Genomic DNA, 15,188 nt, shown 5'->3' with positions numbered 1-15,188 from the left:
TTAAAAGGCTGCCGCTGAATGGCTGCTGCATCTTTTAGTTTCGGGGATGTTTTAAAAGCTTATTACTTTTTCATCATTCTCTGCTAGACTTAAACTGCACTTTAAGGTAATATACCGGTAAAAAATAGGAGTTGTTTATGATAAAAATTATAAAAATAGAAAACAAAGACGAAAAAGCAAAAATTGTCGAAGAAGTTTTGACGGATTTACCGGAATGGTTCGGATTACCTGAAAGTACAAAAGAATATATCAATGATTCAAAAGAATTGGATTTATGGGCAGCGAAGGAAAATGATGAAATTATCGGGTTTATAACATTAACCGAATCAAGCCCTGATTGTGCTGATGTGCATTGTATGGGAGTAAAAAAAATATATCACAATAAGGGAATCGGCACATTATTATTTAATGAACTGAAAAAATTTGCTTCAACTAAATATGATTATATACAGGTAAAAACAGTAGATGAAGGTCATTATAAAGAATATGACCAAACAATAGCCTTTTATAAAAAACAAGGATTTAAAAAATTAGAAGTTTTTCCCACACTCTGGGATGAGTGGAATCCTTGTCTGATAATGATCCAAAAATTATAAAACATCAAAAGTATTATCAGATAATTTTAGTATTTTATCATTACATTGTACTTGCAAAAAAAATATTTTGTATTATAATATTATGAGGGGGTAAGTATGGCAAGTACATTAGTTCAAATTAGGGTTGATGAGAAACTGAAAGATGATGTGACTGCTGTTTATGAGCAGTTAGGATTAGACTTATCCACAGCCGTACGTATATTTTTTAAGCGTAGTGTTGCTGAAAATGGGATTCCTTTTAATATGAAACTGGAAAATACCAAACAAACTTTAATAAAAAAAGAAATCCCTCCGGATATTCTTTCAGCAATGCAGTCTATGTCTAAAAGTGCAGCAATTTATGGCGTTTCCGAAATGAGCATTGAGGAAATTAATAATGAAATCGATGCAGCACGAAAAGGAAAATAGAGTGCCGCTGTACGCCGTAATTGATACAAATGTTCTTGTTTCTGCATTTTTAAAAGAAAATTCTATTCCTCGTTTTGTGATTAACTATATGTATGCAGGCAAAATCATCCCAATTTATAATGAAGAAATTATAAGCGAATATTTTGCTGTGTTGTCCCGTCCAAAATTTTGCTTTCCTAAGGAAGCTGTCAATATTGCGGTTAATGCAATACAAAAAATAGGCTTAAAAATAGATGGGATAAATGTTTTAGATCCTATGCCTGACCCAAAAGACATTGTTTTTTATGCTGTTACACTAAGTGCTAGAAAAAATCTTGAAACTTATTTGATCACCGGTAATATAAAACACTTTCCTATGGAAACATTTGTTGTAACACCGCGTCAAATTTTAGATTTACTTGAGAAACCAATTTAATAATAAAGGAGCTTTACCGCATGTATATAACCGATAACGAAACAAAAAAGGCCTTACTTATTTTTACGGATATATTTTCAGGGCCGACCTCAAACTCTTATATAAGCCGCTCCTCCTTGCAGGAAAAAAGTGCGGAAGCCCTAAAAGAAATAGAAGAAAAGGAGCTGAAAAGTCTTGTTGAAACTATCTTTTTAAAACCCATATCCTCCCTCCGTTTTAGAATAGCAAAAGAAAACCCTGCAACTCTTGTAGGCTCGGGACAGCTTGAAAAAATTGCTCAAGCGATCGAAGAAGAAAGAGCCGATCTTGTTGTCTTTAACAGTGCGGTAAGCCCCCGCATTCAGCGAAACCTTGAAGCAGCCCTTAACACCTGCGTTATAGACCGCTCCGAGGTTATTATCCAAATATTTGCGGACAGGGCTCAAACGAGGGAGGCCGTCTTGCAGGCTGAACTCGCCCGTTTAGAATATTCTATGCCACGCCTTACCAGAAGATGGACTAGCCTTGCCCAACAAAGAGGCGGGGCAAAAGGAACAAGAGGAGCTTCCAGAGGTGCGGGCGAAAAAAAGCTGGAACTTGACAGAAGACGCTTAAAAACCGACATTGCCAAGCTCAAAAAAGAGGTGGAACGGGTAAGACTTCAAAGGAGTGAACAGCGTAAAACCCGCTTAAACGGGGATAAAAAAATAGGGGCTATCGTAGGCTACACAAATGCCGGAAAATCCTCCCTTTTAAAAAAACTTTCGGGAGCGGAAGTATTTACCGAAGACAAGCTTTTTGCCACCCTTGATGCCGAAACCAGAAAAGTTTTTTTACAAACGGGCGAAAAAAATATTCAAATTTTATTGACCGACACCGTAGGCTTTGTAAGTAATCTGCCTCACCAGCTGATTGATGCCTTCCACTCGACCTTGGAAGAAGCCGCCCTTGCAGATTTTTTAATCATAGTATGCGATGCAGCCCATCCTGCAATGCCTGAATGTCTTGAAGTAACAAAAAAGGTCTTAGACGAGCTTTCTTGCAGTGATAAACCTTCTATAATCGCAATAAACAAAATGGATGAAGTTTTTGATGAGGCTCAATTACTAAACTTAAAAGAGCGTTATCCCGAAGCCGTCGAGATTTCGGTTAAGACGGGACAGGGTCTTGAAGGTTTAAAGAAAAAAATAACCGATATAATTATTTTTGATAAATAACAAGATATTCTTAAAATACCCTTGACATACTATTCATTTTATTGATATAATCAGCACATGTTGATGGGGATATAGCTCAATTGGTAGAGCGCTTGCATGGCATGCAAGAGGTCAGGGGTTCAATTCCCCTTATCTCCAATGTTTAAAGTTATTAGTTTTCCGACTTATTGGTTTAATTAAGGTGGTTTAATCGGTGGATTCGACAACTGAAATAGATCTTGATGAACTTCTCAAAGATGTAGTAATGCCTTCTGGTGATACGTCAGTGCAGCCTCCTCCGGTTTCTTCCGGTTTTGACTTTGATGTCGGTCAAAGAGCTCCATTCCCCGATATTAAAGCCGGCGGTTTAAGCAGAGATACGATGTTTTCCATGGCTCCTGAAGCCAGAGGAGAAGCAAAGCGGGATCCGAGCGAACCGGATCTTACATTAACGCATTTTGAAAAAGTTGAAAAGTTTTTTTCCGATACCCCCCATACATTATTTGATACTGCAGAGTTTTACAAGGCTGTTCTAAAAGGTGAAGGCGAAAATGCCCAGCGTCTTCATACCTCCCTTACCAAATTTTTAACGACTACTGACCCTAAAGACCGAACCGTATTCAGACAGCAAGTCGAATCGGCCTATTGGAATCTTGTTTCCGACATGGTCATGAAAATAGCCTCAGGAAAATCTTCAAAAGAAAAACAATATGCAGTAAGATACGGACTTGTTCTCCCTACGCTTTTAACCACAGAACAAAAAGATATGTTTGCAAAAGTAATAGACGAAAATAAATATTGTGAGGCAGTCTATTATTTGGATGAGTGGTTCAGAGAAATCGGAATAGGAAAAATCAACCCTTCGGCAACAGACGAAGTTAAAATTTCAAAAAGAGACGATAATTCAAGATTTAATCAGCTTTTAGAAAAGGCAAAGGGGAAACTCCAAACTGCCGATAATTTGCTGAGAGCAAAATCGGAAGAAATCAGCCGCTATGAAGACTCAATAAAACAACAAATTGACAGCATGTTCTCTCATGATATGCTGGCAAATTTTTCCAATGTAAAATCGCCTTATTCGGAATCGCAAAAACAGCAAATCATGCAAATAAACGAAAGGCTGAAAAAACTGCTCAATTTCGACAAAGAATTACAAAACTGTATTTCAGATTATAAAGAAGCCGATGCAGATGTACGCAGCTTGAGGGAGAAGGCTGATGCTTCCGGAGGAATCACGACCAATATGTCCGGGGCCGAAGGAGAATTCGATACTGTTAAGCAGATGGCAAAAATGACCTGCGGACGCAAAGGTAATCATTTTCCAATCCTATCCCGTGAATATTTTAGAAGCTCTTCAAAAGAATTGGGAACTCGCGAGAACATTTTAAGAGAAATGAAATGGCTTGAAGATATAGACGTGCAAGCCTATTGCCGACAATATAAAAATCAATTAAACAGGATTCCTCCCTTTGTCATATTGGTTCCGACTTATGGAGATATAGGCTTTTGCTGGGAACCTTTTGACCGCTATAACAGGGTTACAAGTAGAGGCAGAATAGTAATCCCGATGTATCCTAAAAGCCTTAAAGTTTCCCTCTTAATGGCTACTGCAGATTTACGCTGGCAGGTTGCAAAGGAAAAAGCTTCCTACTATTGGATGGAAGAAGGCCTGACCGGCAATTATTATCAATGGTTCCAAAACCAAAAACTAAAAGGTGACATAAAAGAATATTTTATTCAGGATTATATAACTTGGATGATAAAAGAAAGCGAAGGCATTCAAAAATTAGACAAGGAAGTTAGAGAAGTATTTTGGAGGTACATGCCCTTTTCCGATCCAATTAAGGCAAAACTTAAGGACAGAGCCTTGGTATATCAAGAGCTTTGTCAAAGAGACTTAAATCGCCAGATGTCGGATGGGTACTAAACTATGAAAAAGCAATTATTTTTATTCGGTAGTAAATTATGCCCCGATTGCGGGCCTGCAAAGGAATATCTAGAAAGAAAAGGAGTAAAGTTCCGCTATTTTGACATTACTGAAGATTTGGGTTATCTAAAGTTTTTGTTAAAATATCGGGACGAGAGAGCTGAATTTGATCAGCTCAAAAAGGAGGGAAAGATCGGCATCCCATGCTTGATGGTTGGAGACGGTGAAGAGTTTGTATTCGACGTTGAAGAAGCAGACCTATCAAAATGGTCTTAATGCTAACCAACCTTCTTGCTCTAAGTCATGTATCTTAGCCGGTTGGTATTTAGGTTGATCCTAAATACAATCTTGCAGGACGTGTGAGGACACGTCCTGCTTTTTTTATGTAATTCTTACTTTAATACGGTTAATGGATTAATGAGTTTTCCGTCTTTATATACGGAAAAGTGGACATGAGGGCCCGTAGATCTTCCCGTATTTCCTACAGTTCCGATAATACCGCCCTGATTTAGAATTTGGCCTCTCCTTACCTTTATCGAATTCATATGCCCATACATTGACTGATAACCGCCCGAATGAGTAACTATAACATAATTACCATAAACGGCAGAATAACCTGTATAAGAAACCGTACCGTCGAGAGTCAGCTTAATAGGAGTTCCTGTAGGAGATGCAATATCGATACCTGTGTGAAAACTCTTCCTTCCGGTAAAAGGATCTCTTCTGTAGCCAAACGGCGAAGTAAGCCTTCCAATCACAGGATAAATAAAGAGCTCGCCCAAGGCCTTTTTAAGCTCAAAGGAGCTCATCATTGCTCCCGGAATAAAAAGCTTTTGTCCTACAGTTACCGTCTGATTTTCAAGATCATTTGCATCCAAGATTGCATTGATAGACAGGTTAAATTTACCGGCAATAGAGCTCAAGGAATCGCCCTTTACGGCCGTATAAATAAGCCCGTCAATCGAAGGAATAATTAGCTTTTGCCCTATCCTTAACTTCTTTGCACTGCTTATTCCGTTTACTGAAAGAAGGGTCCCTAAATTTTTAAGGCCGAATTTTTGAATAATACCGCTTACCGTATCTCCCTTTGAAACCATATATTCTTCAAAATCGACGGCAGTAATAAAATCCGGTACATCAGCAGGAGAAAAAGGGACACCTTCTGCAGTTTCCGAATGAGGAAGGTCATCCTCTTTTACAATCTCGGAAGAAGGCATGGTATATTGACGCATTGCATTTATAGATGAAGGCTCTTCCCAAAATGATATAGACCTTATTGATGAAAGCCCCCAATTAAGCTTTAAAATCGGGAAATAGAAAAATAGGAATCCTGCCGTGAGCATAGCAAAGAGCCCGAAAACAATCAAAGATTCATCCCTAGAGCTAAGTCTGCTCTTTTTTACGGTATTCGGCTTTCTATATCTATTATTATGATACGATCTATTGTTATGATGCACTGCATCCGAATAAGTTATGATATCCATATCCAGTATATCGGCATAAAAAAATTTGTTTTTAGGCTAAATTAAATCAACATACCCCGACGCAAGCGTCGGGGTATTAAACCCTCCGCACGAATAAGAAAAAGGCTTAAAACTTATAAAAGTTTTAAGCCTTTCGTTAGAAACTATAATGTGGTAAAGGTTATCTTAACATACCGTACAAGTTTTTCGGGTTCTTCAGAACGGGGACAAGTTCCTGAGGAATGCCGACATTTTCGTCCTTTGCTATATCGTACATCAAGCGAAGAATTGAAAAATCTTCAAGGGCAAAACCTACGGAATCAAAAATGGTAATTTCATCCGGCTTGCGGTTTATGGGTTTACCTGTTTTGATTACATTCCAAATTTCGGTAACTTTAAAGTTATCGTCCATATGCTGAATTTCGCCCTCGATTCGGCTCTGAGGTTCAAATTCTACATAAACGTCTCCCATAAAAAGAACCTTTGAATCAAGCTCGGTTTTTCCGGGACAGTCGCCGCCAACAGCGTTTATGTGCATACCGGGCTCAACCATATCGGGGGTAATGATAATGGCATTTTTCTTATCGGCCGTAATTGTCGTAATAATATCGACCCCCTTACAAGCCTCTTTTGTGCTGCTGCATTTGATAAGCTTTAAGCCCTTTACATCTTTAAGATTATCCATGAGTTTATCTGTTGCAGCAGGATCAACATCATAACAATAAATTTCTTCTACCCCCAAAATATGATGAAATCCAAGAGCTTGGAATTCGCTTTGACAGCCGTTCCCTATTAAGGCCATCTTTTTAGGGTTAGGTTTTGCAAGATACTTTGCAGCCATTACCGAGGTTGCGGCAGTTCTAACCGCCGTTGTCAAAGTCAATTCACTCAAAAGAAGAGGAAATCCTGTACAAACTTCAGCTAAAACTCCTATAGCCATAACGGTTAAAAAATTGTGCTTAGGGTTTTCGGGATGACCGTTTACGTATTTAAAAGAATAGGTTTTGGAGTCTCCTATCGGCATGAGCTCAATAACCCCTACGGGACTGTGGTGAGCCATCCTTGGAACCTTGTCAAAGTCATTCCATCTTTTATAATCTTCTTCCAAATAAGGAACAAGCCGTTTAATAACCGTTTCGGCACCGACAGATTTAAGATACTTTGCCATTGTAGGCAAATCAATATACTTCGTCTTCAACATAAGCCTCCATGTGTTGATTGTATACTACTATGCTAACGCATTTTATAGCTTTTGTCCATCAAAAAATGCCGAATTTTTAAAATAAGCTTTTAACCTTATTTTTAGCAGTAGGAGACGTCAATCCTCAATAAAGGCGTATTTTAGATTGTAGGTTCCCGGATAAAACTGTTTAACTCCTTTTAATTTTGTTTGCATAAAGATATTATAGGTTTGGTTTGCGTAAGGAGCAATACCGCATTCTTCTGCCAATAAAATCATTTCCGCTTTTTTAAAAAGTTCCAGCTTTTCGCTAAAATCGGAGCTTTTTTTTGCCCGCAGAACCAAATCGGTGTACTCATTATTTTCCCAGCCTATCGGGACAATTTTATTTCCGGGTAAAAAAAGGTCCAAATATCTGGCGGGTGTATCAATACCGCCGCCCCATGATTTAAAACCAACTTGATAGTCCAAGCTCTTATTCCGCTTTTTAAAGACCGTTCCCTCGATTTTATCAAGCTCTACATTTACTCCCAAAACATTTGAAAGCCTGTTTTGTAAATATTCATCAAATTTCGAGCTTTCATTTGACGGGAACATTATCGAAATTGTTATCTTTGAAGGGTCATCTCCAAACCCCAATTCTTTTAAACCCTCAATAAAATGAGCCTTAGGATCAGGAACTTTTTTTTTCAATTCTTGAATCGGCTCGCCTGCAAGGGTTCGGTAATTTTTACCTTCAAGCTCGGTGGCGATCGAAACAAAACCGTAGGCCGGTTTATAAATATCGTCAAACAGGTCGGTACAAATTTCTTTTCGATCAAGACTTGCCGAAAGAGCTTGGCGAATTTTTTTGTTTGAAAACAACTTGTCTTTTTGATTCATAAAAATATATTGAACACGGCTGTCAACTCCGTTTATTTCGGCAAAGCGGTTTTCTTTTTTCAGCTTGTTTATCCAGCTGATAGAATAAGCATTTGCAATATCGATGCTGCCGTTTAAAAGCTCCCCGAGGGCGGCATTTTCTTCATTTATTATTTTAAATGTAAGAGCATCTATTTTTACATTTTCGGCATTCCAAAATTTTTCGTTTTTAACAAGCTCAATCTTGCTGTTATGCACCCAGGTTTTTACTTTAAAAGCCCCGCTGCAAATTATTTTTTCGGCCTCACTGCCGTAGGATAGCCCGAATTCTTTTATAATATCTTCCCTTTGCGGAGGAATTTTTGCGGCAAATTCATGAAGATTTTTTATGGGATTTTCGGTTACGATTTGAAGAGTTTTTTCATCAAGAGCCTTGATTCCTATTTCGGAATAGTCCAGCTTACCCTTTAAAACATCTTGGGCATTTTTGATATAGTCATAATACATTGCCATAGGTGAGGCAGATTCGGCATTGATGATACGGCGAATACCGTAAACAAAGTCTTCAGCCATTATCTTTACGCCGTCAGACCAATAGGCTTCACGCAATTTAAAAGTCCACTCCGTATAATCTGCATTATGAGTCCAAGACTCGGCAAGGCCCGGAAGAATTTTTATCTCCCCATTATCTTCAGTTAAAATATCGGTCAAATTTTCGGTTATATAGTCCAATATTATAAAAGAGTACCTGTCTGAAGCCTTTGCGGCATCCAAAATACTCGGCTCCGCACCCAATGAAGCCGTAACGGCTTTAGGCTCACCAATTTTCTTATTGCCCCCGCAAGCAAAAAAAAGCAGCACCAATGCTGCCGACAAAAATAATTTTCTACCTTTCATATATAAACCTCGGCTGACAATATAACAAATTTTAAATAATTCTTCCAGCAGTCAATAGTATTTTTATAAGATACCTTGAAAAAAATAATTTGCCGGTGTATTATTTGGATAGACGGACGCTTCGCTCCAGGAGTTAAAATTGATAGTTATTTACTTTATTCGTCATGCTCAGTCTGATATCAGTATAAAAGAGAATAGAAATCGACCTTTAACAAATAAAGGAAAAAAAGATGCTGATAAATTAAAAAATATTTTTAGAGAAATTAATATTAATAGTATTATTTCAAGCCCGTATTTAAGAAGTATTCAGACGATGACGCCTCTATCAGAAATGAAAAATATCCAAATTGAATTATATGAGGATTTACGAGAAAAAAAGTCTAATGTTTGGTTTGATAGAATTGAAGAATTTCAAGAATATGTAAAAAAGCAATGGAGTGATTTTAATTATAGTATGAATCAAGATGAAACATTGAATGAAGTACAGCGTAGAAATATAAATGTATTATTTAATATATTAAACACAAAAACCGGAAAGACAGTTTTGATCGGAACGCATGGAACAGCATTATGTACAATTTTGAATTATTTTGATAAAAAATATGGGTATGAATATTTTTTAGAAATTGCCGGAAAAATGCCTCATATTGTAAAAATAACATTTGAGAATAATAAAGCAATAGAAATAAACGAAATACAAACATACAATCGGATTTAATAAAGTAAAAATATAAGAAAAGGTATCAGATCTTTTTATATCAATGATAGTTATGTTGTCAATGATAGTTATGTTTGACAAATGGCTTAAAATAGTTATAATATAATTATGAAAATAAGATTTGAATGGGATTTTGAAAAAGCGGAATAAATTTAAAAAAACATAAAGTTTCTTTTGAAAAAGCTGAAAGTGTTTTTTACGATCCCAATGCAATTTTAATATCAGATCCGGAACATTCGGATGAAGAGGACAGATTTATTATTTCAGGAGTAAGTAATAAATCAAAAATACTGGTTGTATGTCACTGCTACCGAGTGAATGATGAAGTTATAAGAATATGTCCGAAGAAACAGGAATGCCATATCAAAATATTATCAATTACTATTTGCTTGATTGTGTGAAAAACAAGAAGCATTTACAGGTTTCTTTTGCAAAATAAAACACACACACCCGCTTCAACGCTGACATTCGTTTTGTACGAAATGATTTTTTATAAAAACGATTCAAATAATTTACCGAAGAGGAGTCCCCAGCCGTCAACCATAACAAAAAGAATCAATTTAAACGGCATGGATATTTGGACGGGCGGAAGCATTATCATACCCATAGACATAAGAATACTGGCGACAATCATATCTATTATAATAAACGGAAGGTATAAAAATATTCCGATTTGAAAAGCTATTGTAAGCTCATGTAATATAAAGGCAGCTATTAAAATATGGGTCGGTACATCTGCAAGAGTATCGGGCTTTGGAAGTTTAGACATAGCCATAAAGGTGCGGATATGGGCCGGATTTTTTTGCATTTGCTTATACATAAAATACCGCATAGGTTTTTCCGCTTCCCTATAAGCTTCTTCTATTCCGATTTGTCCCTCACTCATAGGTTTATAAGCGTTATTATATATTTGGGTAAAGGTCGGCTGCATAATAAACAGGGTAAGAAAAAAGGCAATTCCGTTTAAAACCTGAGTCGGCGGCACTTGCTGAAGAGATAAGGCCCTTTTCACAAAGTCTAAAACAATACTTAAACGCAAAAAACTCGTCATCAATAACAAAAGACTTGGAGCTATCGAGATAAGCGTAATAAAAATTAAAAGCTGAACTGAAAAAGCAACATCCTTATTTGTCGAAGGTTCTCTTATCGAAAAATCGATAAAAGGAATTCTCCCAGCCTGCCTATTAGGATCGGCATCGGTTCTTCCGGCAGTAGTACCTTCGGGAAAGCTCGACTGAGAAAAAACTTGAACCGGAATAAAAAGAATCATACCGAAAAAAAACAGGATCAAAAGATTTCTTTTCATTCTCTTTCCTCCGGCACTTGAGCTTTAGCAGCCTTGTTTAACCTTTCACGTTGTGCTTCAAAAAAATCTACATCAATATCATTATTCTTTGAGCCTTTAAAAACTGAGGACAGCATAGAAGCAAAGTCTTGTTTGGGAGAAGAGCTGCGTCTTTCAGCATCCAAATTCATGGTATCGACAAGGGTTTTATCTTCCACCTCTCCTATCATATTTATTGAAGAATCGGTAACGCCTACAATGTACGCCTTTTCGCCCAAGGTAATAACATGAATACTTTTTCCTTGAGCAATGTTAATTGAAGCAACGCTTTTTAGGTAAGGACTATCCGAAGAAAAAGATAGTGAAGATTTTTTTAAAAATTTCAGCACAACATAGGCCAAAATACATACTATAATTAAAGATACAAGAACTTGTAACAGTCTGGAAATAGGAGATTGAGCTCTTTCTGCAACATTCAAATCAAAAGCATTTTCATTTCCGGCAGGTGCGGTATTCCCATCATTCCTTTCAATATTTCCTTTTGTACCTGCGTCCAATAGAATACCCGACTCTGAAGGCAAAGAATCCCCATCCGAAGAAGTTCCGTCATTTTCTGCAAACAAGGTCACCGAAAACAAAAAGAAAATAATAAAAAACAGCTTTTTCCCAAAGCTCATTAAAAGCCCCCCACCCGATTTTTAGGTTTATATATCCGAAATACGCTCAGCCGGAGATAAAATTTCGGTTATACGGACACCGAAACTTTCTTCTATAACTACAACCTCTCCCTTAGCTATAGGTTTGTGGTTTACAAGAACGTCTACAGGTTCACCGGCAAGTTTATCAAGCTCAATAATATGCCCCTCACCCATTCCGAGGATTTCTTTAATCATGCGCTTTGTTCGTCCTAGTTCTACGGTCATTTCCATGTAAACGTCCATGATAAGACCGATATTACCCTGCTCCTCCTGACTTACAAAACCCTGAAGGGGCGGAAATTGAACAGGCTGAACACTGGCGCCCATTCCCATTTGGGGCATCATGCCCATATTATTCATAGCCTGCATATTTCCTCCTTGCTGAGGCGAACCTTGGGGCATACCTGAACCGAACATTTGCTGTGCAGGGCCGCCTGTTTGCATAGAACCCATCTGCATACCGCCCATCATTCCATTGTTTTGCATTGCACCCATATTTTGCATACCTCCCATTGCAGCCATACCCTGAATTCCGGTATCGCCTCCCATTCCTTGCATTGAAGGATCAGGACCCGCAATCGTAGAGGTTATTTTATCGACAACATCCTCAGAAAGAATTTCCCACAGTTGATATGCAGAATCATCAATCTTCACATTATAAGTTATGCTTACAAAGTTACGCTGAGGTAATCTCATCATAGCCTTAGGAACATATGAAGATTCTGCCGGAGAAGATGCAACACCGGTAAGTCCGGCACGCTCAAGGTAACTAAGTTCCGTACCCACATATTGAGCTATTGTCTCACTTATAACTGAAAGGGCCATATCATCTATTTCTACGTTGTCTTCATGATTTACCAAACTGACTATTTTCTTTGCAAGCTCAGGGCTCATCATAAAGGCATGATCACCGCTCATAGCCCCGGAAAAATCAATGAGGGTAGCAACAGTCATTTCGGATACTTTTCTTAAAAAGGTCTCTCTATCGGAAAAATCAATAACCGGCTCCGAAATACTGACAGTTTTACCCGTCATAGACTCCAAATTCGAAGACAGACCCGGGATATTTTCTTTTGTAAATTGAAGTAAGGCTGTTTTTTTAAAACCGGCCAAATCATCGCCTGCACCTGCTGCAGGAGCCGATGCAATTCCGCCTCCTCCTACTCCCGATAACAAAGCATCTATTTCATCTTGAGAAATTGAACCATCACTCATACAACTCATCTCCTTCCGATGTTAATTCTTCGAATTCATCACCGCTAATATCTTCTATTTTTTCCAAAATCTGAACTGCTAATTTTTTACCCTTCACGCCGGGTTGGCAGGAGAATTTAGGCCTGCTTCCTACTGTAAGCTTAAAAGGATCCCCTACCCTTACGTTGGGTAAGCGTACAACATCTCCCGCTCTCAAGTTAAGAACATCCCTGATTGAAACATCCAAAGAGCCTACCTCGGCAACCATATCAACCTCAACAGTCGAAAGCTTATCCTTAATTGCCGCCGCATATTGTCCCGTCGAAGCCCTTCTAACCGAAGAAAACCAAAACTGTGTCGACAATTTTGATATAATCGGTTCAAGGGTAATGTAAGGAAGACAGATATTCATCATTCCTTCTTCTTCTCCAACCTTGGTTTCCAATGTTACCAAAAGTACCATTTCAGAGGGGGTTACAATCTGAACAAACTGAGGGTTTGTATCTATGTTTCCCAAACGGGGACGTAAATCGACTACAGTAGTCCAAGCTTCCCTCATATTTGCAAGGATACGGACTATAACGCCTTCCATAACGGAGCTTTCTATTTCGGTCAATTCCCTCTGAACTTTTGAACCCTGTCCCTTGCCACCGAACAAACGGTCTATAATCGAAAAGGTAACCGAGGGGTCTATCTCCAAAAGAGCGCTTGCCCTTAAAGGATCCATGTTTATAATCGCCAAGGTTGTCGGCGTAGGTATTGATCTTATAAATTCTTCATACGTAAGCTGTTCTACAGTTGCTACGTGAACATGAGCCATGCTTCGCAGCTGAGCGGAAAGAGAAGTGGTTGTAAGACGGGCAAAGGTTTCATGCATCATCTGTACCGTCCTCATCTGCTCCTTAGAAAATTTGTCGGGACGTTTAAAGTCGTAAATTTTTATTTTACGGGTGTCATTAACGGCACGAAAATCTTCTGTATCCGTATCTCCTGAGCTTATTGCGGTGAGAAGCTGATCTATTTCATCCTGCGAAAGAACTTCTGTCATGGCTCTCCTATCCTTTATTGTTCAACAATATCGTATTGCGTAAATTTAACATCCTTTATTTTATTTTTTGTAAGTACATTATCGTTTATTTCGTGTTTTATTTCAATCTTTATTTTTTCTTCCTGTCTTAATTCAGCCGTAGTCTTGCCTTTAAAATAAGAGCGTAAAAAGTCTATTATTTCGACCTTTCTTGCAGAAAGCTCTTGAGGTGTCGACTTATCATTGTTAGTATAGCCTAAGGCGACATCTACTATCAAGGTTGCAGGAATTCTATCTGCCGTATGTACCTTCAAAATACCAATTGCCTGATACCATTGCAAAACGTCCCTTGTTTCCCTGTACTCTTCAGAAACGGGGGATATTGAATGCGATGAGCCTTTTTTATCTCTTATGTTCATTGTAATAACTACAACGGTAACAATGAATATTAGAGCAACCAATACAATAGCAACCCATTTTATCAGCATGGGTATAAGACCTGTACCTCTTTTTTTGGTATCTACTGATGAAGCCATATTTTCCTGAATATCATCGTCATCCATTAAGTCATTATCAGCCATAATTTTCTCCTTACTATTATAATCGGCACATTTTTATTTTTACTAAAAGTGTGCATCATCAAGAATAATTATATCAACCCGCCTATTGTAGGCTCTTCCTTCTGCCGTATCATTTGAAAAGATAGGGCGAGTGTCTGCATAGCCTGCTACAGAAAATCTGGATTCTTGAGCTCCGAAGTCCGTAAGGCTGTGCAAAATATTTATTGCCCTTGCAGATGAAAGCTCCCAATTACTTTTCCATACATTCGGATCCGTTACGCCCGAATCGGTATGCCCTTCAACCCTAAATCTATGAGAAGCCAAATCTTGTGAAGATAAAAACTGTGCGAGATTTAAAAGCGTATCTCTGGATTCGGCAATATTAAGCTCTGCACTTCCGGGATAAAAGAAAACATCCGATGCCAGGCTGATTACTATCCCCCTCTCATCGCTTGTAACTGCAATTTTATTTGTTTTGATTTCGGGAGCAAAAAGCGAAACAGCCTTTTTTAAGGCACTTGCAAGCATCTTCCCTTTTTCCATTGAAGGCATTGAGCTTATGGTGTTTCCAAGGTCGGAAAGTCTGCCTGCAGAAACAGAAAGACCGCCTCCGGTCGGATCACCGCTTATTGATGCAGAAAGAGCCATGAGCTGAGTTACATCAACCTCAGACGGCTCGAAAAGCATGACGAAAAAACAAAGCATGAGAGTAACCATATCTGCATAAGTGGTAAGCCAGCCGCTTCCGGCGGCACTTGCACCGTGTTTCTTTTTCCTTGCCATT

General features: G+C 38.3%; 16 protein-coding genes, 1 tRNA gene and 2 pseudogenes. 10 read left to right on the top strand and 9 right to left on the bottom strand.

Annotated features, from left to right (window positions below):
* Positions 1 to 137 precede the first annotated feature (137 nt).
* From HGJ18_RS00215 to HGJ18_RS00185, 7 genes are all read left to right on the top strand, one after another.
* Positions 138 to 596, top strand: a complete 459-nt coding sequence (locus HGJ18_RS00215) for a GNAT family N-acetyltransferase (protein ID WP_253697029.1) — start codon at positions 138 to 140, stop codon at positions 594 to 596.
* A gap of 96 nt (positions 597 to 692) precedes the next feature.
* Positions 693 to 1,004 (top strand): type II toxin-antitoxin system RelB/DinJ family antitoxin, encoded by a 312-nt coding sequence (locus HGJ18_RS00210; RefSeq protein ID WP_002673438.1) that lies wholly within the window; start codon positions 693 to 695, stop codon positions 1,002 to 1,004.
* On the top strand, positions 973 to 1,419 hold the full coding sequence (locus HGJ18_RS00205; protein ID WP_253697028.1) for a putative toxin-antitoxin system toxin component, PIN family: 447 nt from the start codon (positions 973 to 975) through the stop codon (positions 1,417 to 1,419). Before HGJ18_RS00210 ends, HGJ18_RS00205 begins: the two co-directional genes overlap by 32 nt.
* 20 nt (positions 1,420 to 1,439) lie before the next feature.
* Positions 1,440 to 2,615: a GTPase HflX gene (hflX, locus tag HGJ18_RS00200; RefSeq protein ID WP_253697027.1), complete on the top strand. Its 1,176-nt coding sequence runs from the start codon at positions 1,440 to 1,442 to the stop codon at positions 2,613 to 2,615.
* A gap of 65 nt (positions 2,616 to 2,680) precedes the next feature.
* Positions 2,681 to 2,753: transfer RNA gene (locus HGJ18_RS00195), tRNA-Ala, on the top strand.
* Positions 2,754 to 2,808: 55 nt separating this feature from the next.
* Positions 2,809 to 4,521, top strand: a complete 1,713-nt coding sequence (locus tag HGJ18_RS00190; RefSeq protein WP_002667010.1) for a DUF8510 domain-containing protein — start codon at positions 2,809 to 2,811, stop codon at positions 4,519 to 4,521.
* A gap of 3 nt (positions 4,522 to 4,524) precedes the next feature.
* On the top strand, positions 4,525 to 4,797 hold the full coding sequence (locus HGJ18_RS00185; protein ID WP_253697026.1) for a glutaredoxin domain-containing protein: 273 nt from the start codon (positions 4,525 to 4,527) through the stop codon (positions 4,795 to 4,797).
* Between the two features lie 116 nt (positions 4,798 to 4,913).
* Here HGJ18_RS00185 and HGJ18_RS00180 read toward each other — a convergent pair whose 3' ends face one another.
* The 3 genes from HGJ18_RS00180 to HGJ18_RS00170 form a co-directional block, all read right to left on the bottom strand.
* A complete protein-coding gene (locus HGJ18_RS00180; RefSeq protein WP_253697025.1) occupies positions 4,914 to 6,005 on the bottom strand; it encodes a peptidoglycan DD-metalloendopeptidase family protein in 1,092 nt (363 codons plus the stop codon).
* A 160-nt stretch (positions 6,006 to 6,165) separates the two neighbouring features.
* Positions 6,166 to 7,185 (bottom strand): ornithine cyclodeaminase, encoded by a 1,020-nt coding sequence (gene ocd, locus HGJ18_RS00175; RefSeq protein WP_002667007.1) that lies wholly within the window; start codon positions 7,183 to 7,185, stop codon positions 6,166 to 6,168.
* A gap of 117 nt (positions 7,186 to 7,302) precedes the next feature.
* Positions 7,303 to 8,922, bottom strand: a complete 1,620-nt coding sequence (locus HGJ18_RS00170) for a peptide ABC transporter substrate-binding protein (RefSeq protein ID WP_253697024.1) — start codon at positions 8,920 to 8,922, stop codon at positions 7,303 to 7,305.
* A gap of 139 nt (positions 8,923 to 9,061) precedes the next feature.
* On the opposite strand from HGJ18_RS00170, the gene HGJ18_RS00165 reads away from it, so the two are divergent.
* The 3 genes and pseudogenes from HGJ18_RS00165 to HGJ18_RS12910 form a co-directional block, all read left to right on the top strand.
* Complete coding sequence (locus HGJ18_RS00165; RefSeq protein ID WP_253697023.1) at positions 9,062 to 9,640, top strand: histidine phosphatase family protein; 579 nt, start codon at positions 9,062 to 9,064, stop codon at positions 9,638 to 9,640.
* A 146-nt stretch (positions 9,641 to 9,786) separates the two neighbouring features.
* Positions 9,787 to 9,918: pseudogene (locus HGJ18_RS12915) on the top strand (BrnT family toxin); the annotation flags it as partial.
* 50 nt (positions 9,919 to 9,968) lie between these two features.
* Positions 9,969 to 10,079 (top strand): annotated as a pseudogene (locus HGJ18_RS12910) (antitoxin); the annotation flags it as partial.
* Between the two features lie 51 nt (positions 10,080 to 10,130).
* On the opposite strand, the gene fliP reads toward HGJ18_RS12910, so the two are convergent.
* From fliP to motB, 6 genes are read right to left on the bottom strand one after another with little or no spacing between them, the layout of a single operon-like run.
* Entirely contained in the window at positions 10,131 to 10,946 is an 816-nt protein-coding gene (gene fliP / locus HGJ18_RS00155) for a flagellar type III secretion system pore protein FliP (protein WP_253697022.1), read from the bottom strand.
* A complete protein-coding gene (gene fliO / locus HGJ18_RS00150; protein ID WP_010693139.1) occupies positions 10,943 to 11,602 on the bottom strand; it encodes a flagellar biosynthetic protein FliO in 660 nt (219 codons plus the stop codon). The genes fliP and fliO overlap by 4 nt, the downstream gene beginning before the upstream one ends.
* A 27-nt stretch (positions 11,603 to 11,629) precedes the next feature.
* Positions 11,630 to 12,838: a flagellar motor switch protein FliN gene (fliN, locus tag HGJ18_RS00145; RefSeq protein ID WP_253697021.1), complete on the bottom strand. Its 1,209-nt coding sequence runs from the start codon at positions 12,836 to 12,838 to the stop codon at positions 11,630 to 11,632.
* Positions 12,831 to 13,865: a flagellar motor switch protein FliM gene (gene fliM / locus HGJ18_RS00140; RefSeq protein WP_002666990.1), complete on the bottom strand. Its 1,035-nt coding sequence runs from the start codon at positions 13,863 to 13,865 to the stop codon at positions 12,831 to 12,833. Before fliM ends, fliN begins: the two co-directional genes overlap by 8 nt.
* A gap of 14 nt (positions 13,866 to 13,879) precedes the next feature.
* Positions 13,880 to 14,425 (bottom strand): flagellar basal body-associated FliL family protein, encoded by a 546-nt coding sequence (locus HGJ18_RS00135; RefSeq protein ID WP_253697020.1) that lies wholly within the window; start codon positions 14,423 to 14,425, stop codon positions 13,880 to 13,882.
* A gap of 42 nt (positions 14,426 to 14,467) precedes the next feature.
* The gene (gene motB / locus HGJ18_RS00130) at positions 14,468 to 15,187 is read right to left on the bottom strand and encodes a flagellar motor protein MotB (protein ID WP_253697019.1); all 720 of its coding nucleotides are present in this window, start codon (positions 15,185 to 15,187) and stop codon (positions 14,468 to 14,470) included.
* Position 15,188: the final 1 nt, after the last annotated feature.

The organism is Treponema denticola (assembly GCF_024181405.1).
Classification (GTDB): domain Bacteria; phylum Spirochaetota; class Spirochaetia; order Treponematales; family Treponemataceae; genus Treponema_B; species Treponema_B denticola_D.
This window is presented reverse-complemented; position numbering and strand designations above follow the sequence as displayed.

What these genes read in the sequence shown, in the direction of transcription:
- HGJ18_RS00185 (WP_253697026.1), top strand. Translation starts at nt 4,525, where the DNA reads ATGAAAAAGCAATTATTTTTATTCGGTAGTAAATTATGCCCCGATTGC.
- fliO (WP_010693139.1), bottom strand. Translation starts at nt 11,602, where the DNA reads ATGAGCTTTGGGAAAAAGCTGTTTTTTATTATTTTCTTTTTGTTTTCG.
- fliM (WP_002666990.1), bottom strand. Translation starts at nt 13,865, where the DNA reads ATGACAGAAGTTCTTTCGCAGGATGAAATAGATCAGCTTCTCACCGCA.
- HGJ18_RS00215 (WP_253697029.1), top strand. Translation starts at nt 138, where the DNA reads ATGATAAAAATTATAAAAATAGAAAACAAAGACGAAAAAGCAAAAATT.
- HGJ18_RS00170 (WP_253697024.1), bottom strand. Translation starts at nt 8,922, where the DNA reads ATGAAAGGTAGAAAATTATTTTTGTCGGCAGCATTGGTGCTGCTTTTT.
- HGJ18_RS00210 (WP_002673438.1), top strand. Translation starts at nt 693, where the DNA reads ATGGCAAGTACATTAGTTCAAATTAGGGTTGATGAGAAACTGAAAGAT.
- hflX (WP_253697027.1), top strand. Translation starts at nt 1,440, where the DNA reads ATGTATATAACCGATAACGAAACAAAAAAGGCCTTACTTATTTTTACG.
- ocd (WP_002667007.1), bottom strand. Translation starts at nt 7,185, where the DNA reads ATGTTGAAGACGAAGTATATTGATTTGCCTACAATGGCAAAGTATCTT.
- motB (WP_253697019.1), bottom strand. Translation starts at nt 15,187, where the DNA reads ATGGCAAGGAAAAAGAAACACGGTGCAAGTGCCGCCGGAAGCGGCTGG.
- HGJ18_RS00180 (WP_253697025.1), bottom strand. Translation starts at nt 6,005, where the DNA reads ATGGATATCATAACTTATTCGGATGCAGTGCATCATAACAATAGATCG.
- HGJ18_RS00135 (WP_253697020.1), bottom strand. Translation starts at nt 14,425, where the DNA reads ATGGCTGATAATGACTTAATGGATGACGATGATATTCAGGAAAATATG.
- fliN (WP_253697021.1), bottom strand. Translation starts at nt 12,838, where the DNA reads ATGAGTGATGGTTCAATTTCTCAAGATGAAATAGATGCTTTGTTATCG.
- fliP (WP_253697022.1), bottom strand. Translation starts at nt 10,946, where the DNA reads ATGAAAAGAAATCTTTTGATCCTGTTTTTTTTCGGTATGATTCTTTTT.
- HGJ18_RS00205 (WP_253697028.1), top strand. Translation starts at nt 973, where the DNA reads ATGAAATCGATGCAGCACGAAAAGGAAAATAGAGTGCCGCTGTACGCC.